This is a genomic window from Psychrobacter sp. H29, assembly GCF_059073055.1.
The window spans coordinates 2,180,166-2,201,047 of the sequence record NZ_JCACRY010000001.1 but is presented as its reverse complement, the minus strand read 5'-3'; the positions used below and the strand labels follow the sequence as shown (position 1 = coordinate 2,201,047).

The following is a 20,882-nucleotide window of genomic DNA, read 5'->3' as shown; positions in this document are numbered from 1 at the left end:
TAGCAAGACCTATAGCAATTAAATCAAGTCGCTATGTGCTTGGATCGCCGTCAGTGCAATGGTATAGACGATATCATCAACGAGCGCACCGCGAGACAAGTCATTTACCGGTTTATTGAGCCCTTGGAGCATAGGACCGACACTGACGACATTGGCACTGCGCTGTACGGCCTTGTAGGTGGTGTTACCCGTATTGAGATCAGGGAAGATAAAGACATTGGCTTGACCAGCGACAGGCGAGTCAGGTGCTTTTTGTTTACCCACACTCATGACCGAGGCGGCATCATACTGTAGTGGACCATCGACTTTTAGGTCTGGTGCGCGCTCACGAACGATTTGAGTGGCACGGGCGACTTTTTCGACATCCGCGCCAGCGCCTGATGAGCCAGTAGAGTAACTGATCATTGCCACTTTTGGATCGATACCAAATGCAGCAGCTGACTGTGCTGATTGGATAGCAATCTCTGCCAGCTCTTCGGCGTTGGGGTCAGGGTTAATGGCACAGTCACCATAGACCACCACTTGCTCAGGCAACAGCATAAAGAACACAGACGATACTAAAGAGTATTGCGGTGCGGTCTTGATCAACTGAAACGCTGGGCGTACCGTGTTGGCTGTGGTATGAATAGCACCTGAAACCAAACCATCAACTTCATCCAGTTGCAGCATCATGGTACCAAGATATACTGTGTCTTTTAGATATTCAGCAGCGACATCTTCATTGGTTTTGCCTTTGCGGCGTTCTACTACTGCGCTGATGTATTTGCTCATATCGACACTATCAGGATCGATGATTTCTAGCCCTTCTGGCAACGTCAAATCACGGTTTTTAGCGACTTGTTCGACATCGCTACGCTTGGCAAGTAGGACGCAGTTGGCGATACCGCGGCTTTGGCAGATACAGGCCGCCTCAACGGTACGTGGCTCAGACCCTTCGGGCAGTACGATGCGTTTTTTGGCCTGTTGTGATTTTTTGACCAGCTGATGACGGAACGCTGATGGCGAGAGGCGTGGTTCGTGATTACGGCTGAAGTATTCTTTGATCCAGCTCAGATCTAAGTGCGCCGCCACGTAACGAGCCACTTCTTCTGCACGCTCGGTATCATCGCTTGGAATCTCAGAGCTCATATGCATCAGGCTCTGTACCGTTTCATAACTGTCGGTCTCGACACTCATAACAGGGATACCTGTTTTGAGCGCTGACTGCCATAGCTCAGCCACGGTTTTGCCTGGCGTGATACCACCAGTCAGCACCAGTCCTGCAAGTGGAATCCCATTGATACAAGCCAAGCCCGCCGCCAATAATAAGTCATCACGGTCACCAGGGACGACCATTAATGTGCCACGTTTAAAGACTTCATTGACTCGGGCCACTGAGCGCGCGGTCAAGCTAATACGATTGATACGACGAGTCTTTGCTTCACCGACATTCAGCCATGTAGCATCAAGCTCTGTCGCGATATCCCACGTACGCGGTACTGACAGTGAATCGCTAAACGGCACCACACCGATAAGACGGAACGCTTCGGTATTGAACGATGGCGACAAGCGCTGCACTTCTTGCAAAAAGGTTGGGTCTAAACTAACAACTGCTTCACCAGGGGCAACGGGTTGGTTATCAAAAGTATTGGGCACGTCTTGTACGCGCATCAATATCACACCCAGCGTACGGGTATCGATGACACCGCCGAACTCACGGGCATGGACGTCGAGTTTGTCCGCTAGATAAGCAGGTTTACTGATATCTGCTGTACCAACAAAGATGATTTTGGCATCTAAAGCATGAGCAAGCGCACGGTTGATTTGAGAGGCATAAGACGTCTCAGTAGTAGGCACAAGTCCTTCGCAAATGACAACATCATGCCCACTATCCATGGTGTGGTAATTGGCGATTACCTCTTCCATCAAGTCATCTAAATTGTCATCACCTAGCATACGCTCAACGTGCTGACGGCTGATCGATTTGGGCGGTTTTAGACCAAACGCATGCATGGTTAGAGCGTTTGAGCTGTCTAGACTATGTTGCTTATCAAGCGTGTCATCTTGCAAGAATGGCTTCATAAAGCCGGCCTTGATGCCGTTATAATCGAAAGCACGAATCAAACCAAGAGCGGCTGATGTCACGCCAATACCGCGGCTAATGGGAACAAGTAAAATAGTTTGCATAATAAATCCTATGGTTTATTTTATATTTTTATAATGAATGCCAAGTAATCATTGCTCAATGCTGCTCAGTATTGCCCAATCTAGCCAAGATTTAGTGCTTGACGGGTCTCTTGAGCGATACGGTACTCTTCATCGGTTGGTACAACCCATAGCTCGACGCTACTATCTTCGGCATGAAAACTGCCTTCTTTACCGCGTATCAAGTTTGCGTTTTTATCAGCATCTATTTTTATACCGAAATGACGCATCACTGCCAAGATTTTGGTACGTGTAATGTCTGAGTTTTCACCGATACCACCAGTAAAGACAATACCGGTAAATTCAGGTAGCGCACAGCTGAGACTGGCGAGGTATTTACCCGCGCGGTAACAGAACATCTCGATAGCAAGCTGTGCGTCTTCATGACCTTCACTAGCTGCTTGTTCGATAGTACGCAAATCATTGGACAGACCTGAGATACCGAGGAGACCACTGTCACTGTTCAACATTTTATCTGTTTCTTCTAGGCTCATACCCAGCTGGCGCTTTAGATGCATGTGCAAGCTTGGGTCGACGTCGCCGCTACGAGTACCCATCATGAGCCCCTCAAGCGGTGTCAGCCCCATGCTGGTATCGAGGCTCTTGCCGTCGTATACAGCAGCAGCGGAACACCCATTGCCTAAGTGCGCCGTTAGCCAGCCATGTGGCCCTGTAGACTCAGTAATTTGGCTGGTGCGTTCTGATACGTAAGCGTGCGACGTCCCATGGAAGCCATAGCGACGAATTTTGTGCTCTTCGTATAGATACTTTGGTAATGCATAGCGAAACGCGACTGGCGGCATGGTCTGATGAAAGGCGGTATCGAATACGACCACTTGCGGAATATCAGGATAGATAGCTTGAACTGCTTCAATTCCCAGGGCATTGGCAGGGTTGTGTAGGGGTGCCAACGCTTTAAGTCGCTTAACTTCTTCTAATGCATGAGTGTCAACGCGTACCGCTTCTGAGTACTCTCGCCCGCCATGTACCACGCGGTGACCGACAGCGATAAAATGATATTGCTCTAGTAGCTCAAGGATTTTTTGTAGTGCCAGTTTGTGTCGACCACCAGGAATAGATATCTCGAGCTTGTCACCATCTAGGGTAGTGTGTTTGATGCGAGCAGTATCAAGCCCTAAGTTTTCGGCCAGACCTGTGATACGAGTAGAGTTGTCATCACTAATCAACGCGTATTTGATGGAAGACGAGCCGCAGTTCAAAACCAGTGTGGGGCTCGTCAGGGTTGATGTTTCAGTGTTCTTGTCATCAAAAGTGGTGGTTAGGTTATCGCTCATGCTCTATCCTCAGGTTGGTGTTTATTAGGTGGCGCGTCATCATATCGCAAGCGTAATACAACGCGATATAAATAGACGCTTATGGCAATACAGCATTAATATTACTAAATAGTCAGGTCGATATCGTATCGTTTTTATAATGAATACATTAAACAAACATGCTACCGATTTGCATGATACTTATATTAGTTTAGACCAATGATTCTATTTTTTATAAAACAGTCTTAGGCGGTAAATCATCATAGCCACTCATCATAGTGCCAAGGTCGCGCTACAATGTAACATATTTTTGTACCTATACCTCGATGATGGTGTGGCTTAAGAGTGCTGGATAGTAGGCTATCATATCGTTGACACAACTATATTTATGAGTCGTACTTAATTGCGATAGCCATGAGTACCCAATTGTTTTAGGACAGTATTGCTGGCAGCAGAAACAATAAGGAAGTATCAAATGTTGTCAGAAGCAGTGTCTAAATTGCGATAAAGCATGTTTTTGCGTGCCATTACCAATCAATATCGTCAGCAATGTCTGACAATAGTTTCAAAGTAACGCTCAATACGCAGCAAATTTATTAGCCATTCATGTTCGGTATACGTACAGCTTTGTGTAATAATGCTATGATTGAAATGATCGCATTGGCAGTTTTTTAGCTACCTATTTGACTGTCTGTCCATTATGATTTTTTATCGCACTTACACCACTGCACGCTCATAGGTTATACGCTTTATGTCTATTACATCTCGCCCATCAAACACTGAGCACACCTCATCTCTGCTTACCAGTCGCCGCGCCATTGCTACTCTCATTATCGGCAGCGCCGTCATGGTAGGTGTATCAGGCTGCGGACAAAAAGGCGACTTGTATTTGGCAGAGTCTAGCAGCCAAACAGTCGAAGGCAGCTCGTCGGTACTCAATAGTACAAGTAATCCACAAGATGCCGCCTTTGCGGGCATCGATGACGATACCTATCAAAAAAACGACTATCTAGATGAGCAGCAATTACTACCTGAACCAAGTACGGATCCTAATGACTATTAGCGTCTGGCTATCAAAGCTTAACGACTGCTGATACCTAATCATTAGGTCGTGCTCGCTACCCAAAATTTATGTTACCCCTGTTACCCTGATTATATTAGAGATGTTTATATGAGTCATTCTGAACTACCTGCTGACTTGACCGACTCTGCAACTGGCGAATCGGTCACTATCCAAACTGAGCAGGGGTTGTATATCGACCCTAAAGCCTTGAGTGCCCATTTGCCTGCACTGAGCTATCGCGACGATGCGCTATATATGGAGCAGGTCAGTATCGATAAGCTAGCAAAACAATATGGTACGCCATGCTATGTCTACTCAAAGCAAGCGATACTCGACGTCTATCAGGCGTATACTGCCAGTTTTGCCAGTCTTGATCATCAGGTATGCTACGCCGTAAAAGCAAACTCTAACCTTGCTGTACTTGGTGTGTTGGCACAGGCAGGTGCTGGGTTTGATATCGTCTCTCGTGGCGAGCTGATGCGTGTACTGGCAGCAGGTGGCGCCGCGTCACGTGTTGTGTTTTCGGGTGTTGGCAAAACGTATAGCGATATTGAGTACGCACTGACCCAAGGTATTGGCTGCTTTAACGTCGAGTCTATCAGTGAATTGACCCTAATCAATGAGGTCGCACAGTCACTTGATAAACAGGCGCCAATCTCATTACGCGTCAACCCAAATGTCGATGCCAAAACACACCCCTATATCTCAACCGGCCTCAAAGACAATAAGTTCGGCATCACTCATGAAGATGCACTAGCCGTTTATCAGCAAGCGGCAAATCTATCGCATATCGATATCGTTGGTATCGACTGCCATATTGGCTCACAGCTGACAGAAGTGGAGCCGTTTGTCGCGGCATTAGACAAAGTCATTGAGCTGATACATAGCTTGCGCGATAGTGGTATTGCGCTACGTCATATTGATCTAGGCGGCGGTCTGGGCGTGCGTTATATTGATGAGACGCCTGTATCTATCGATGAATTCGCCGAGGCCTTATTGCCGAAACTTAGCGAGCTTGGATTGACTGTATTCTTTGAGCCGGGTCGTAGTATTGTGGCCAATGCTGGCGTGCTATTGACGCAAGTTGATGTACTTAAGCCAACGGAGCACAAGAACTTTGCGATCGTTGATGCTGCGATGAATGATTTGATTCGTCCTGCTTTATATCAAGCTGAGATGGCCGTGATCCCAAGCACACTCCCAAGCAACGGTATCGATACGGAAGGTACGCAGCCGTGGGATATCGTTGGGGCGATTTGTGAGACAGGTGATTTCTTGGCAAAAGACCGTTTGTTGTCACTAAGCACCAATGATGTCTTGGCCGTAACAGGTGCGGGTGCCTATGGCTTTACAATGAGCAGCAATTATAATTCGCGTCCGCGTGCTAGCGAAGTCATGGTGTCAGGTGATAGCCATCAACTGATCCGTAAGCGCGAAACGGTCGAAGCGTTATATGCTGATGAAATGTTATGGCAGGATAAATAAAACCGCAAAACTGAAACTGTAAAACTTAAACTGTTTTTGAGTAATAAAAAAAACCCACCATGATGATAATGGTGGGTTTTTTATGGCAAACCCTAAGTAACCAAAACAATTTTTAGTCATAACGATAAGTTAGTATTTGAGCGCGGTGATAATTATGATTGTATCTGGCAGCGTGCTAATATAAGCCATACATAAAAATAGGATAGGACATCAAGGATATGCTAATAGAGTTTACTAAAATGCATGGGCTGGGCAATGATTTCATGGTTATCGATTTGGTGACCCAGCGTCTGGAGTTGACTAAGGATTTGGTAGCGTTATTGGGAGATCGCCATTTGGGTATTGGTTTCGATCAATTGCTGGTGGTCGAGCCACCGATGCGCCCTGATGTTGATTTTAGCTACCGTATTTTTAATACTGATGGCACCGAGGTTGAGCAATGCGGCAATGGCGCGCGCTGTTTTGCCCGTTTTGTGCAGGCCCGTAAGCTATCTTTTAAGCAGCGTCTACGTGTGGAGACTGCCAGTGGTATTATCTCTTTGACCACGGATCGGTTTGGCTGGGTAGAGGTAGACATGGGTAAACCTCGGTTTGAACCAAATGAGATTCCTTTTAGTCCGAGAGCCACGACCAAAATTCAAAACACCTATCACCTTGATGTAAATGGTACGCCTGTGCAGCTATACGTTGCCAATATGGGTAACCCTCATGCCGTCATCAAGGTTGATGACGTACTCGATGCTGAAGTTGAAACGTTAGGTAAGGCCATCGAATCTCATCCCGCTTTCCCAGACCGCGTCAATGTAGGCTTTATGCAGGTGATGAATCAGCGTCATATTCGTCTGCGTGTATATGAGCGCGGCGTGGGTGAGACACAGGCTTGCGGTACTGGTGCCTGTGCAGCAGTAGCGGTTGGTATACGCGAAGGCTGGCTCGATGAAGGTGAAGAAGTCCGTGCACAGCTCTATGGTGGCAGCATGATTATCAAATGGCAGCCCGGCTACTCAGTCATGATGACGGGTCCGACTGCTTTTGTTTATGAAGGGGTATTTAGTCCAGATGGGTTAATGGCGCAAGCAGGTATCAAGCCAAACTCTGAAGGCTGATAACGTCTAAAGATTGCTGCCTATTATCAGGAAAATGATATAAATGTCAGGCAAATGATATAAACGGCACAGGTACTTTTGATATGGTTATGTCCAATAAAGTCAGTCAAGCGATGCAGGCTATTCCTTCTACGCCTTCTATGCCTTCTATGCCTTCTATGCCTTGGCTGTCAGATGAGCTGGCGGCCAGTATAGAGTCAGATGCGATATTACGAGAGCTTCTAGCCCCTGTGCACCGCTGGCTCAACACCCTATCTATACGTAATCACTCACCGCATACGCTCACGGCTTATTTTGCAGGCTTAAACCAGTTGGCACTGTTCTTACGTGGCAAGCGTTTGACATGGACACGCTGTGATAAGCGCCAATTGGCTCAGCATATCAGTCAGCGCCTCGATGAAGACAAACTTGCGCTTGCTAGCGTGCAACAAGAGCTGTCAGCGATTCGGCATTTTTATGGTTGGTTGATAGAAGAGGGCTTAGCACGTATCAATCCAGCCACCGGCTATCAGCTTAAACGTAGCCCTAGACCACTACCGTCTATTGCTGATGTTGATTTATTAACCCAGCTGCTTGATCAAGAAGTTCCCGATATACCAGAGCAGGCGCGCTTATGGCTACGAGATAAAGCGATGTTTGAATTGCTCTATAGTAGTGGTCTACGTGTCGGCGAGTTGGTTGCACTGGATATTGCGGATGTTGACTTGTCTGATTTGCGCGTTCGTGTCACGGGTAAAGGTAATAAGACACGTCTAGTGCCACTGGGTGCAAAAGCAGCAGAAGCGATTGGACGCTATCTACCACATCGCAATCTATGGGTCGAGCAAATGGATAATGCTTTGTTTATCAGCGAAAAGCTCGGTACTCGGCTATCCACACGTGCTGTACAACAGCGCTTAAAAGTTGCGGCGACACGTGCAGGCATCGCCCAAAACATGTATCCGCATCTATTACGTCATTGTTTTGCTTCACACATGCTGTCAGGCAGTGGCGACTTGCGCGCCGTGCAGGAGATGCTAGGACACAGTGATATTAGTACCACTCAGATCTATACTCATGTTGATTTTGCCAAGCTAACCCAAGTCTATGACCGTGCCCACCCGCGCGCAACCCATGCTCAGAATGAGAGCAATCCTACCTAATAGCAGTCCTATCCACTATCCAATAGCAAACCTAGCGATATAGCAGTTTTGTTTATGCTAAACGATGACAATCAAAGATTGGTAGCTTTTGTCGCCCTTGTATTTGAGCTTGCTTGTCGAGCGAGGCCATGACGACAGCATAGCCTTTATTTGTTTCAGATGCGGTAGAGGAAGTCAGCTCACTACTGTCATGGCTCGTGATGACACTTCCATCAAACGCAGTAATGGCGGTATGTCCCCATGTCTGGCGAGTATTACCATCTTTGTACCTATGGTCACCACCTTGTGCGGCGCCGATCACCATACATTGGCTGTCTAGAGCACGTGCCTGTAACAGCAGCGACCAATGCGCTTGCCCAGTCAAATAAGTAAAGGCAGACGGGGCACTCAGTATGTCGGCACCTGCTTGGCGCAAGCGTTGCGCCAATGCAGGAAAGCGCAAATCAAAGCACACCATCATGCCCAGCTGATAGACAGAACTGCCTGACTCCAAAGGAGCGACTATCGTCTGAGTACCTGGCTCAAACGTTGCTGCTTCATTGTAGCTGCCTTGCTTATCAGCGACAGTTGCAGTAAATAGATGGATTTTGTCGTAGCGTGCCACCCGCGTACCATCTGGTGCAAACAACTGACTGACTTGACGCAGTCTACCGTCAGGGACTACAGCACCATCGGGACGATAAGGACAAGGCAATGAGCCTGCAAGTAGGTAAATACCATGAGTGCGAGCATAATCAGCCATCGTCGCTGAAAGCGCGTCAAAACGTTCTGCAGTAGCAAATTGCTGCCCCATACTACAGCAGTTCTCAGGTATAACAACGAGCTCAGCGCCTTGGGATTTGGCGTCAATGATGGCAGATTGGATAGCTGCTAAATTGCTCTCGATATTTTGCTGACTGTTCATTTGGATAGCAGCTATGCTAAATTGAGTGTTGTCTATTATGTCATTCATAACGGTGTTCTCCGTAACTGCTGAGTTTTAATGGTCGCTCATTGCCTTTTATTTATTATAAATTTTGAAGGTTGCTGAACAGACCATTCATAATTATTGATTGGTTATTGATGCCAAAATGATAAGTTTATATAAAAAATATTTCAGACGTATCTGAGTAGAATATAAATTATCATAGCAAAATTGTGGCAAAAAATGCTATCGTCATGTCCTAATAAGGTTATGACACAGCCTCGATTGGCACAATAAATATAAAATCACCAAGACTGGAGTTTAATAAGCCGCCCATGAGTATGTCGTTCGGATTGGCGACCACGCTGAGTAACTCACAAAAACTAACGCCGCAAATGCAGCAGGCTATCAAACTGTTGCAGCTCTCTAGTCTTGAACTCGCACAAGAGGTTCAGGCCAAGCTGGATAGTAATCCGCTGCTTGAACGTATTGAAGATGACGAAGAGTACGAAAATAGCCACGACGATAGGGTAGATGAGTTAAGCGAGCCCCTAACACTCGATAGTTGGAATCAAGGTAGTGACTCATCAAAGACAGGGTCTGAGAGCAATACAGAGTATAACAGTGACGATGCCACTGATAGCTTAGACAAGTTACAGCAACCGAGTATCGATGATGGTGCGATGGATAGCGACAGCAGCTTTGATAGAGATAACTATGCCTCTGCCCAAACAGGCTCAGGCAGTAGTAGAAGCGATGAAGACTTTGACAGCTATCAAGGCGGTACCTCCTCTACTATTCAAGATCACGTACGCTGGCAGCTTAACTTTAAGCGCTTATCAGAAGTGGATACGCTGATTGCAGAGTATCTGATGGATTCTATGGATGACATGGGGTTTATTCGGATAGATGTCGATGAGTTATTACAAAGCTTCGATACCATGGCAAACTTCTATCAGTGGGATGAACGGGTCGAGCACGATGAAGTCATGGCGGTATTACATATTATCCAGTCTTGTGATCCCATTGGCGTTGGGGCGCGTCACTTAAGTGAATGCTTAGCTATTCAGCTGTCCAAGCTAGATGCGAACACCGAACATCTTACAGAAGCAAAAGCACTACTCACCGCAGGCGAGCACTTGGTGAGTAATAATATCAAAGCACTTACTGAACTGACAGGACTTGCACCTGAAAAAATCACACCTGCCATAACTTTGCTACGTACTTTAAACCCTTCACCAGGATTACTGTTTCAGATTAGTCAGCCGGACTATACCCAGCAGTCTGATAGTTATGACATTCCAGATGTGCTGGTCACCCCCATAAGAAGCCGTAAAGCGACTACCAACTCTGAAGCGCTAGAAGATGGCTGGCACGTACGCCTAAATCCTGACACACTACCCAAGCTACGAGTCAATCAAGAGTACGCCAATCTAGTCAAACGCGGTGATGACAGTCCTGATAATCAATATCTACGTGAAAACCTGACCGATGCGCGATTATTTATACGCAGTATCGAGGAGCGTAACCAAAACCTGCTAAAAGTAGCGACCAGCATCGTTCGCTATCAACAAGAGTTCTTGCAGCACGGTGCAACTGCTATGCAGCCTCTTATCTTAAAGGTTATTGCAGAAGAGGTGGACCTACATGAGTCCACCGTTTCACGCCTCACAACAAGCAAGACCATCTTGACACCGCAAGGGCTGTTTTCGTTAAAGCATTTCTTTTCATCACATGTGAGTAGTACCGATGGAGACATTTCATCAACGGCTATCAGTGCTATGATCAAAAAACTTATTGCCAACGAGGACCCCAAAAAACCACTATCAGACAGTCGACTCAAAGATGAGCTGCTAGCCGACGGTATTGATATTGCCAGAAGAACCGTCGCCAAATATCGCGAGGCGATGAATATAGGTTCGTCTACTCAGCGTAAGCAAAAATATTAAAAAAATCCCGAAAGACTCAGTTAAGCCTGTTTGGTTTTCTGAGTCTTACAAGCTAGCCCAGTCATCAAGTCCTATAGCTTTTTGGCTTCTTCCTCGTAAATATTGCGTGCCGCTATCATTCGATCATCGATTTCTTCCAATGTTGATTGTAGCCTCACAAACTCTGCATTGGCTTGTAGTTCGGTGTAATGCTGTGAGAGCTCCATCAGTCTAGACAAAGCAATACCCATCTCTGTTTGAGCGTTTAGATAAGGTGCTGCTTTTTCCAAGCTTGTAGGTGGTTCTAAGTTAATATCGAAGCGATCTAAAGCTGATTTTTTAGCGGTGACTTGAGTGAAGGTCGACTCATCATTATGAGTATGGTTCCGTATGATTTTGGGAATATTACCTGCTACATCTTGTAAGCGTTGATAATGTACAAATAAAGACCTATATTCGACTTTTCGTTGTTCGTAGAGTGTACGCGCTAAGGTTATCTTCTGTTCTTGAGCGTCTATAGTTGCCAACAAATCTTGAAACACAGCATCAGAACTAAGAGCAGGATATCGATTTGAGATTTCTATAACAGTTGCTAACGAACTACTCAGGTTGGTTTGTGCCTGTTGATATTTTACCAATTCTTGAGTGTCATTAAATGTCTCTACACTCAATTGCAATTTACCTACTTCTGCTCGTGCCTCTTGTAGTTGTTTAAATGCGCTTTGCTCCTCATCATAAGGCTTTTTGACAACAGCTAGTAACTCAGGGACTAACGCCATTCTATTTTGATTTTCGCTTACCATTTCAGACCAAGCAATATTGAGTTTTTCATTTACTTGATCGATTTCTTTCATAGCAGGTTTCTCATCACTAGTAGACGATTGGTTATCACTGCAGCCAGTCATGGTGAACGAGATTATTAGAGCAGTAAAAATGAGAGCAGGTCGGATAGACGTCATTATCATCATGAATTTAGCTCTTATTTGAATATAAAGTTTTAGGACAGTAGAAGACGAGATAAGTGGTACGCAACCTTTAATAGTAGCGTTAGATTATTTGATTGACTATAGTTTAAAAATAAAATTTTTTGATTATATAGAAACATGATAGAAACAACAGGTATTGTTACATTTAATTACAATTTAATGTCTTGCTACTATCCGATTTTCATGACAAATTAGAGTCATACCAACAACGAAATCTAAGTGTCGAAGCATAGTATTTATTTATAACTAATAAAGGAGACGATAAAAGGATACGTCGATATTTTACTAGAGACACTAGTATAGTAATTGGTAAGGCAAGGTGAAAAAAGCAGGAATGCGACCTCATCTGTTGAATGTAAGTTACAACTAAAAGGACAATAATATGAATGTTTCTATCAGTGGTCACCATATCAGTGTTACCGAAGCTATGGACACAGCAGTTCGCGAAAAGCTTGAAAAAGTAGAGCGACACTTTGATCAGATACAGAGTATTAAAGTGATATTATCGCTAGACAATAGCGGCGCAAGTGATGGTGGTAAAAAGAGCCATAAAGCTGAAGCAATTATGCGCGTCTCAGGTCAAGAAATGTTCGTCCAAGCATTAGAAGATGATATGTATAAAGCCATTAACGAGATGGCAGACAAACTTGATAGACAAGTACGCAAGTATAAAACCCGTCAAGAGCGCAAAAAGACTCAGGGTGCCGGACGAGATGGACGTTATCAAGACATCAGTCCTGTTGAAGCAGTACCAGCTGCCTAGTCTACTAATAAGTAGGGTTAGTTGAGTAGCGAATAGTCCTACTACAGTTTCGTAAGACTAAAATATAATAAATTAGGAAAATAAAATAAGAAGTACGATAAACAGCTGCTCCATTAAGTAGCGAGCCAGTTAAATAGCAACTTAATGAAAAATCAACAACCAATGATTTTACAAAGAAAAAAGACCTCAAACGTTTGATACGTTGGGGTCTTTTTTAGTACTGGTGTTAAGGTTTTAGAGTTGTCGAAGGATGACAGTAAACCATAGTACAAAAACTTTCTAACCACCGCCAACAGCTTGCACTACTTCGATATTCATTCCTTCTACGATGTGTAGTTGGGCAAGCTCGCTTTTTGGTATCAAATCGCCATCAACTTCGACGGCGTAACGCCCTTGACTAAGCCCAAGTTCATTGACGACCAGTTGTACAGTCTGATGAGTGGTTTGTAGACTTCTACCATTAACAGTAATGGTGCTCATATTAAATGCTCCATAATAATTTAAGATTCCTTTTGTATCGTTCTGTCTCTGCGATTGATGAGCGACTGTCTGGATAGTTGCTCATAGTATCGGCAAAATCTATTGTATAGACGACGAACTGAAGACGAACCGTAGATTAGCGCGCCACATCATTTGATCGAAACGCAGAGACTGCAAGCCATAACCAGCCAGCTATCATAAGTATTCCGCCAATAGGCGTGATCGCGCCAAACCAAAGTGGCGCACCAAGGGTCATAGCATATAGGCTACCAGCAAAGATGATAACACCACCCTGTAGTAACCAAGCCGTTGCCTGAGTGATATACCTCAAGCGTATCAGCAGGCCAACAAACAGTAGTCCAAGCGCATGTACAAACAAATATAGCGTAGCCGTATGCCACCATTCAAGCTGTTGCGGGCTGGCTATGTCTTTTAAGCCATGAGCACCGAACGCACCCAAAGCAACAGCAACGGCCATATTGATCGCTGCAATACCAATCCAATTCAACATGACACAACTCTTATGATCATAAGACTATTGAATATCATCTGGTAAGATAACACTATCGATAGTCATGGCATCGCGGATTTTGTCCATCGCATTCTTTTCAATCTGACGCACACGCTCGGCTGAGATAGAGTAGACCGCCGCCAGCTCGTGGAGCGTGGATTTTTGCTCAGAGAGCCAGCGCTGCTCAACGATATCACGTGAACGGTCATCCAATGTACCCATAGCAGCGATTAGCGCTGACGAGTTGTTTTCTTCCCAGTCTTCTTCTTCTAACTGTTCGGCAGGATCGATACCATCTTCCAAAAACAGCTGCGGTGCATAGCGACCATCATCATCGTCACTTGACTGCGCTTCAAATGAGGCGTCATAAGAGGTAAGACGTGACTCCATCTCTAGCACTTGCTTACGTGTGACATTTAAGTCATTAGCGATTGCGTCTGCTTCTTCTAGTGTCAGCTGGTTGTTGGTCTTTTTTAGGCTACGTAAATTAAAAAATAACTTACGATGGGCTTTGGTCGTCGCGACTTTTACAATACGCCAGTTACGGATCACAAATTCATGAATCTCAGCTTTGATCCAATGTACTGCAAAAGAAACCAGACGTACGCCTTTGTTGGGATCAAAACGTTTGACCGCTTTCATCAAGCCCAAGTTACCTTCTTGGATTAAATCAGCTTGTGGTAAGCCATAACCTGAATAGCTGCGCGCAATATGAATCACAAAACGTAGATGCGACATCACCAGTAGACGCGCTGCCTCGACATCACCTTCATCATAGTAGCGATGGGCGAGTTCTTGTTCTTGGACAGGGGTCAAGATAGGAATTTGATGCACAGTATTGATATAAGCACCCAAATTCACACCTGGCGCTGACAAGTGAGTTGGCATCGCAGGCACCAAATCACGTGTATTCATATCACCTAACGTACTTGCATCATAAGGAGGACGCTGTGCAGCTGCTTTTAGTGCAGCATCGCGCGCATCGTTTTTTATAGGAGCTGAGCCGTCTTTTTTATTCGCATTTGCAGCATCAGAAGTAGTAGTAGCCATATTCTTGACCTTGGTTAAATAGTTAAGCAAACAGTCAGATAAAAATCTCTATAGTTGTAATTGTAAAGGACAGCAGCGTTTAGTTGCTATCAGTTTTGGTAATGATGAAGTGATATATTGTAGCGAAACGCTGTAATGATGTGCTATCACCTGTCAAATCCGTAACGTCATTGACCATCAGTTTCAAGCCATCAGATGATTGTACTTGCTGGCTTTGTCGGCAAAATGCTGTGATGTCGGCTTGTGAGTTGGGATCCGTTGCGACGATATATAATGACTCACCGATCGCCACGTTGCGTAGGGCGACTTTAGTTTTCAATAAAGGCATCGGGCATGCAAGACCGCGACCATCGACAAAACCTCTGATATCTAACAAAGGTAGCGTACTATCCACATCGCTTTTAGAATGATCTACGATACTATGACTGGCTGGCAATAAATCTAATAGACGAGTCACTTCTTGTTGTACAGCATCGGACAAGTCCGTTGATAAGCAAATAGCGTATGATTCTTGCGTGATGAGTGATTGGCTATTAGCAGACATAGAACAAACCTTGTGAATAACAGTATTTTTTCATTAACAGATGAGCTGACAGTGCGCTCTCAAAAGTGACTATTTTGAGCATATTAGTTATGAATGCGAGCTTACTGTCACAACACATTATACCAAATCGCTGGTGTATAGTTGTATTTGAATATAGTCAACGTCACATTCGGTTCTCTAGAATCACACAATCATGTTGCACAATAGTGACGGGTAGCTAAGTTATTGGTAGTCAACTGAATAGTAGAATTGACCTGATAGGAACAAGCTCGTATAGTCGAAAAGACGCCACAAAAAATACGATAGGATATACGCTTGCACCACATGAACAGCAAATCGTCGCGACTCGACAAAAAATATAAACGCTCAAAGACCAAGTTGACTACCAGACACGTCATGAGATTGAGCCTGTCAGTGGCTTTACTAGCGACGTCGACAGGTGCTCATAGTAATGACACCCAAATGCTGTCATTTGGAGAGTATGCGGGGCAAACAATAGACTCACGAGCATTAGAACTACCCAATTTGCGCGGGCAGGGACTAAGCTTTTCTGAGCAGTATCAAAACAAAATGCTTGGTGAATGGTCGCTACAGAATATTAATGGCCGTGTCAAAATGGAGCACGATCCATGGGTACAAGAAACGGTAAAAGACATGACGTGGCGACTGAACGCCCAAGCACGTCAGCAAGCACCGCTTGGTTTGGTAATTCTTGATAACCCTAGTATCAATGCTTTTGCGGCACCTGGTGGGGTCATAGGTATCAACACAGGGACGATATTGGCTGCTAATAGTATGGATGAGCTGGCAAGTGTCATAGCCCATGAAGTGGCGCACATCAGTCAACGTCACTATGAGCACGGCGCAGACGAGCGCAAAAAAGCGTTGCTGATGCAAATAGGGGGTATGTTGGCTGCGATCGCTGCATCAGCCGTCGATGGCGATGCCGCTGCGGCTGTCATGGCGGGTAGCCAGACGGTATCTATGAATAGCAGTATGGCGTTTAGTCGAAACAACGAGCGCGAGGCCGATCGAGTAGGGATGCAAATTATGACCCAAGCGGGCTATGACCCTCGAGCGATGCCGCGGTTTTTTGCCACGATGAATCAGCAAAGCCAGCTCAATCAGGTTGAAAGTCAGTTCTTGCCAAGCTTTGTGCGCTCGCATCCGCTCAGTGGTGAACGCTTAAGTGAGTCGCAGAGCCGTGCTGGGCAGTATCCTACGTTGTCACTGAGTCAGCAGCAGCGCCATCAGGCATTGTTTGATCTGCTCTATTGGCGTGTACAAAGTACCGGCAAACATGCCTCTGAAGTGACGCTCACAACCGCTGCTAAAAACAGTCTAGGTGCCAAGCTGGCATTGATGAGATGGTATGGCGAGCAGCAGCGCTTTCAAGAGGCTAATAGGGTGTTGGCTGAGATAGATAAGCTCCCTGTACTTCAGCGCCAACAACTCGAGCCTTTACTATCGATTGCCCATAGTGAGCTACTCAGTGAGCAAGGCAAATGGCAGCAAGCGGTAGATGTTTTAGAGAGTCAGCAGCGGCTCTATCCTGAGCGCCGTGACCTGCGTCTTTATTTGGCAGAAGCGCTCACCAACAGTAATCAGCCGACACAAGCACAGGCATTGCTAAAACCGCTCACAACGCAGCAACCAAGCGATCGTTATGCGTGGCAAAGCCTACAACTGGCTAATGAAAAGCTTGCTAAAACCACAACGTCATCGACACTGGCAAACATCGCGACAATCAACGCATTGCGCTATCGCAGTTATGATCAGTTGTGGAATGGACGTTATGAGAGTGCGCTCACCTCACTGACGCAAGCCAAGCAGTTGACTGAGAATTTGCAAACCACAGCGCAAGCCAATAGTGCGCGTCCGTTACTGGCCAATATCAACGCAGAGATCAAAGCAATAAAAACCGCCAAAGACTTTGAGCCTTAGGCGGTTTCAGTTTTGTCGGATTATTTTTGTATGATGTTACGTATCACACTTAGCAATGCTCACAGTGCAAACAAAGCGTTAGCCTTGTAACGTCTCTTTGACCATCTTAGAGATTAGGGCAGGATCGGCACGGCCAGCAGTTTTGTTCTTTAATACGCCCATCACGCTACCCATATCACGCATAGAGGTGGCACCTTGCTCAGCGATTTCAGCATTGACCAATACCATAATCTCATCATGACTCATTTGCTGCGGCATAAACTCATTGATAAGATCAATCTCAAACTGCTCTTTTGCCGCTAGATCATCGCGGCCATTTTCTGTAAAAATAGTGAGCGACTCTTGACGTTGTTTTAGCTGCTTTTGGAGTACTTCTAGTACTTGTGCATCATCAAGCTCTGTCTGACGATCGATCTCAATCTGTTTAACCACTGATTGTACGTTGCGTAGTACTTTGACGCGCTCAAGCTCACGCGCTTTCATAGAAGTTTTGATGCTGTCTGACAAAGTCTGTTTAAGTTGGCTCACTGCTATTATCCTTATTAATTTGTTAACTGCTGTTTGTTAGATAGTGTTTAATTAGGTTTGGGGTAAAACCTGCTGAGAGCGGGCTTTGATAAAAAGTGGCGTCAGCAGTAATAACAAAAATTGTAGCATAAAAAACGCCACTGATATCGATGGATAACAGTGGCGTTAGTGTAGCGCTGGTACTAACTAATCAGATTGTTGATTAGTACATACGAGTGGTACGAATAGTTTCGCGTTGTAACTTTTTCTTATAACGCTTTACGGCAGCAGCTTTTTTGCGCTTACGTACTTGCGTTGGTTTTTCATAAAACTCACGCTTACGTACGTCTGATAATACACCAGCTTTTTCACAAGAACGTTTGAAACGACGGATAGCGATATCAACTGGTTCGTTTTCTTTAACCTTAACTGCAGGCATGAAGACTCCTCGATTAGGATGAGATATAAGGGCATTAGTTTGGCTGTGTGTTAGTATTTAGCCGTAATATCTCAAGATTACTGGCATCAGCTCAAACTAGGACAATTCTCACGCATAAGTGTGAGGGCAAGTATTTTAATAAAAAATACCAACAAAGTCAATGATTTTAACGATTTATTGCTTATAAGCTATTTATAATTTCATATATGTTCTTTATATAAGTCAGTCTATAAGATCCGCTGCTTTAATTTATTATGCTCATACATGAGAACTCTCTAGAAATAAAAAGTCCTTACGGTCTATAACGGTTTAGTAGGAGTTTATGCTATGATAATTTCCATATTATAGTCAGCATATAAACCGTTTTATGTGTATTTTATTGAGGATTTGGCATGAAAAAGACAGCATTGAGCATGGCGTTTATTCTAGCGTTAGGTGCAGGCGTAAGCGCTTGTAGTGGCGGCGAAGAGCACGAAGAAGTACTAGCAATCGATCGCGTTGATGAAGCTGCTGAGCTTGCGATCAAAAATGGACCACCTGCTCAAGAGATGGAGTTCCCAGAGACTGCACCAATGCCAGCGACTGATGCAGCCACGACAGACGCTGATGGGACAGCGACTGCCGAAGCGGGAATGGCTGACGCTGATATGGCAGAAGCGACGACTACAGATGGCACTGATACCGAAGCGGCACCCACTGATGAAAGTGCTGATATGGCAACGGAAGACGCAGCAGCCACGCCTGCTGAATAAGCCAATTAAAAGGTCAGGTCATGATTGAGATACAGCAGCATATAAATACGCTGAGCTTGTCTGCAATTAGTATAAGCGTATTACTGGCATTAAGCGCTTGTAGTAGTGACAATGAGACGGCGACAGCAGCACCAGTAGAATCTGATGCTACCGAAGCAACAGTGGCAGCCGATGCACCAGTCATTGATACCACTAGCAAGATTGACGCTACAGAACAGACGATAACGGCAGAAAATGATGTTGCTGCTGAGCCAGAAGTGTTAACTGTAAATGCTGGTAGCGCGCTGTACGAATCAAATTGCAAGGTTTGTCATACTGCTGGGTTACTCAATGCGCCAAAATATGGCGATAAAGCAGCTTGGACGGCTCGTTTGACCAAAGATAAAGAGGTGCTATATATGCACTCTGTCAAAGGCTTTAACAAAATGCCGGCTCAAGCGGTAGATGGTGTGACTGAGGAACAAGTCAAAGCGGCTGTTGATTATATGCTCGCGTCAGTAAGCTGATACGGTAGATATAGCATATATCAGCCATTGAAATTTGTTAAAATGACCGTCATTGTGACTGACAATGGCGGTTTTTTTATGCCCATTTTTATTCATATCACTCTCAGACGTTCGGCTGGCTATGTGTCACTTATCTTATTTACTATTGACAGTTTTAGAGTGATATAAAACCAAAGCGGTATAAGACAAAGACGCGACGAAAAGTAGTCCGAAAATAAAAGCATAAAGGCAAAAGTATGAAGGTATTGGGTTTAGAGACCTCTTGTGATGAGACGGGGCTAGCGATTTTTGATAGCGAGCAGATCAATAGTGACAATCAGGGCTTGGTCGGGCAAGTGCTGTACTCGCAAATTGAGCTGCATGCGCTCTATGGCGGCGTCGTACCTGAGCTTGCCAGTCGCGATCATATTCGTAAACTGGTGCCATTGCTCAACGAGCTGCTTGAGCAGTGCAATATGAGCAAAAGCGATATTGATGCGATTGCCTATACCAAAGGGCCAGGGTTGATCGGTGCTCTAATGACGGGTGCGTTGTTTGGGCGTAGCTTGGCATATGGTTTGGATATTCCCGCGATTGGTATTCATCATATGGAAGGGCATTTACTGGCGCCGCTGATGGGTGCCAATCCGCCCGCTTTTCCGTTTGTCTCACTACTGGTATCTGGTGGTCACACGTTACTTATTGCTGCTCATGGTGTGGGGCAGTATGAAATCTTGGGTGAGTCAATCGATGACGCAGCGGGTGAGTGTTTTGATAAAGCTGCCAAAATGCTCGGTTTGCCTTATCCTGGTGGCCCTAATATTGCCAAGCTGGCAGAAACAGGTAACCCTGACGCGTACGCACTGCCAAGACCGATGCTCCATCGAGGTTTGGACTTTTCATTTAGCGGTATGAAAACAGCGGTACATAATCTGATTAAAGACACACCACTGTCTGGTGGTTCAGGCAATAGCTCTGATAGTGATCCACAAGTTCGTGCGGATATCGCCGCCAGCTTTCAGCATGCGGTGGTCGATACGCTAGTGAAAAAATGCGTTAAGGCCCTTAAGCAAGCAGATATGAGCCGTCTGGTTATTGCAGGCGGCGTCAGCGCCAACACCCATTTGCGTGAGATGTTAGAAGCTGAGTTGGCTAAGATCAATGCAACCGTACATTATGCACCGCCTGCGCTGTGTACTGACAATGGTGCAATGATTGCTTATGCAGGGTTTGAGCGTCTGCAAGCTGGTCAGGCAGATAACCTAGCGGTTAGCTGTATTCCGCGCTGGCCAATGACAGAGTTGCCAGCTGTATAGTTGAGTATTTAGTCCAACA

Annotated in this window: 20 protein-coding genes; 10 read left to right on the top strand and 10 right to left on the bottom strand. The window is 45.3% G+C overall.

The genetic code is table 11. The annotated features are described in order from the left end of the window. Positions 1-18: 18 nt before the first annotated feature. Both pta and AC5JP1_RS08885 read right to left on the bottom strand, forming a co-directional pair. Positions 19-2,166, bottom strand: coding sequence for a phosphate acetyltransferase (gene pta / locus AC5JP1_RS08890; protein WP_493843860.1), 2,148 nt, complete (start codon positions 2,164-2,166; stop codon positions 19-21). An 80-nt stretch (positions 2,167-2,246) separates the two neighbouring features. Then, positions 2,247-3,479 carry an acetate/propionate family kinase gene (locus AC5JP1_RS08885; protein WP_493843859.1) on the bottom strand — a complete coding sequence of 411 codons (1,233 nt, stop codon included), beginning with the start codon at positions 3,477-3,479 and terminating at the stop codon, positions 2,247-2,249. Between the two features lie 730 nt (positions 3,480-4,209). Here AC5JP1_RS08885 and lptM point away from each other — a divergent pair. From lptM to AC5JP1_RS08865, 4 genes are all read left to right on the top strand, one after another. Then, the gene (lptM, locus tag AC5JP1_RS08880) at positions 4,210-4,521 is read left to right on the top strand and encodes an LPS translocon maturation chaperone LptM (RefSeq protein WP_493843858.1); all 312 of its coding nucleotides are present in this window, start codon (positions 4,210-4,212) and stop codon (positions 4,519-4,521) included. A gap of 108 nt (positions 4,522-4,629) precedes the next feature. Further along, complete coding sequence (gene lysA / locus AC5JP1_RS08875) at positions 4,630-6,006, top strand: diaminopimelate decarboxylase (protein WP_493843857.1); 1,377 nt, start codon at positions 4,630-4,632, stop codon at positions 6,004-6,006. Between the two features lie 218 nt (positions 6,007-6,224). Next, positions 6,225-7,112, top strand: a complete 888-nt coding sequence (gene dapF / locus AC5JP1_RS08870; RefSeq protein WP_319051200.1) for a diaminopimelate epimerase — start codon at positions 6,225-6,227, stop codon at positions 7,110-7,112. Positions 7,113-7,195: 83 nt separating this feature from the next. Further along, complete coding sequence (locus AC5JP1_RS08865; RefSeq protein ID WP_493843856.1) at positions 7,196-8,254, top strand: tyrosine recombinase XerC; 1,059 nt, start codon at positions 7,196-7,198, stop codon at positions 8,252-8,254. A 52-nt stretch (positions 8,255-8,306) separates the two neighbouring features. On the opposite strand, the gene AC5JP1_RS08860 is transcribed toward AC5JP1_RS08865, so the two are convergent. Next, a complete protein-coding gene (locus AC5JP1_RS08860; RefSeq protein WP_493843855.1) occupies positions 8,307-9,206 on the bottom strand; it encodes a nitrilase-related carbon-nitrogen hydrolase in 900 nt (299 codons plus the stop codon). Between the two features lie 287 nt (positions 9,207-9,493). Here AC5JP1_RS08860 and AC5JP1_RS08855 point away from each other — a divergent pair, with 287 nt between their 5' ends. Beyond that, a complete protein-coding gene (locus tag AC5JP1_RS08855) occupies positions 9,494-11,107 on the top strand; it encodes an RNA polymerase factor sigma-54 (protein ID WP_493843854.1) in 1,614 nt (537 codons plus the stop codon). A 71-nt stretch (positions 11,108-11,178) separates the two neighbouring features. On the opposite strand, the gene AC5JP1_RS08850 is transcribed toward AC5JP1_RS08855, so the two are convergent. Further along, the gene (locus AC5JP1_RS08850; RefSeq protein ID WP_493843853.1) at positions 11,179-11,940 is read right to left on the bottom strand and encodes a LemA family protein; all 762 of its coding nucleotides are present in this window, start codon (positions 11,938-11,940) and stop codon (positions 11,179-11,181) included. Between the two features lie 514 nt (positions 11,941-12,454). Between AC5JP1_RS08850 and hpf the strand changes: the two genes are divergently transcribed. Further along, positions 12,455-12,835 (top strand): ribosome hibernation-promoting factor, HPF/YfiA family, encoded by a 381-nt coding sequence (gene hpf, locus AC5JP1_RS08845; RefSeq protein WP_493843852.1) that lies wholly within the window; start codon positions 12,455-12,457, stop codon positions 12,833-12,835. A gap of 279 nt (positions 12,836-13,114) precedes the next feature. Here hpf and thiS read toward each other — a convergent pair whose 3' ends face one another. The 4 genes from thiS to AC5JP1_RS08825 form a co-directional block, all read right to left on the bottom strand. Continuing rightward, positions 13,115-13,315 carry a sulfur carrier protein ThiS gene (thiS, locus tag AC5JP1_RS08840; RefSeq protein WP_319051194.1) on the bottom strand — a complete coding sequence of 67 codons (201 nt, stop codon included), beginning with the start codon at positions 13,313-13,315 and terminating at the stop codon, positions 13,115-13,117. Between the two features lie 136 nt (positions 13,316-13,451). Then, positions 13,452-13,826 carry a DUF423 domain-containing protein gene (locus AC5JP1_RS08835; RefSeq protein ID WP_493843851.1) on the bottom strand — a complete coding sequence of 125 codons (375 nt, stop codon included), beginning with the start codon at positions 13,824-13,826 and terminating at the stop codon, positions 13,452-13,454. Positions 13,827-13,850: 24 nt separating this feature from the next. After that, positions 13,851-14,741 (bottom strand): RNA polymerase sigma factor RpoH, encoded by an 891-nt coding sequence (gene rpoH / locus AC5JP1_RS08830; RefSeq protein WP_319051242.1) that lies wholly within the window; start codon positions 14,739-14,741, stop codon positions 13,851-13,853. A 214-nt stretch (positions 14,742-14,955) separates the two neighbouring features. Beyond that, positions 14,956-15,420 (bottom strand): sulfurtransferase TusA family protein, encoded by a 465-nt coding sequence (locus AC5JP1_RS08825; RefSeq protein ID WP_493843850.1) that lies wholly within the window; start codon positions 15,418-15,420, stop codon positions 14,956-14,958. Positions 15,421-15,798: 378 nt separating this feature from the next. On the opposite strand from AC5JP1_RS08825, the gene AC5JP1_RS08820 reads away from it, so the two are divergent. Continuing rightward, positions 15,799-17,364, top strand: coding sequence for a M48 family metalloprotease (locus AC5JP1_RS08820; protein WP_493843849.1), 1,566 nt, complete (start codon positions 15,799-15,801; stop codon positions 17,362-17,364). Positions 17,365-17,442: 78 nt separating this feature from the next. On the opposite strand, the gene AC5JP1_RS08815 is transcribed toward AC5JP1_RS08820, so the two are convergent. Both AC5JP1_RS08815 and rpsU read right to left on the bottom strand, forming a co-directional pair. Next, the gene (locus AC5JP1_RS08815; protein ID WP_493843848.1) at positions 17,443-17,892 is read right to left on the bottom strand and encodes a GatB/YqeY domain-containing protein; all 450 of its coding nucleotides are present in this window, start codon (positions 17,890-17,892) and stop codon (positions 17,443-17,445) included. A 202-nt stretch (positions 17,893-18,094) separates the two neighbouring features. Then, a complete protein-coding gene (gene rpsU, locus AC5JP1_RS08810) occupies positions 18,095-18,310 on the bottom strand; it encodes a 30S ribosomal protein S21 (RefSeq protein ID WP_110921885.1) in 216 nt (71 codons plus the stop codon). Between the two features lie 392 nt (positions 18,311-18,702). Here rpsU and AC5JP1_RS08805 point away from each other — a divergent pair, with 392 nt between their 5' ends. From AC5JP1_RS08805 to tsaD, 3 genes are all read left to right on the top strand, one after another. Next, positions 18,703-19,062 carry a hypothetical protein gene (locus AC5JP1_RS08805; RefSeq protein WP_493843847.1) on the top strand — a complete coding sequence of 120 codons (360 nt, stop codon included), beginning with the start codon at positions 18,703-18,705 and terminating at the stop codon, positions 19,060-19,062. A gap of 20 nt (positions 19,063-19,082) precedes the next feature. Beyond that, positions 19,083-19,568: a c-type cytochrome gene (locus tag AC5JP1_RS08800; protein ID WP_493843846.1), complete on the top strand. Its 486-nt coding sequence runs from the start codon at positions 19,083-19,085 to the stop codon at positions 19,566-19,568. 236 nt (positions 19,569-19,804) lie between these two features. Then, the gene (gene tsaD, locus AC5JP1_RS08795) at positions 19,805-20,863 is read left to right on the top strand and encodes a tRNA (adenosine(37)-N6)-threonylcarbamoyltransferase complex transferase subunit TsaD (protein ID WP_493843845.1); all 1,059 of its coding nucleotides are present in this window, start codon (positions 19,805-19,807) and stop codon (positions 20,861-20,863) included. Positions 20,864-20,882: the final 19 nt, after the last annotated feature.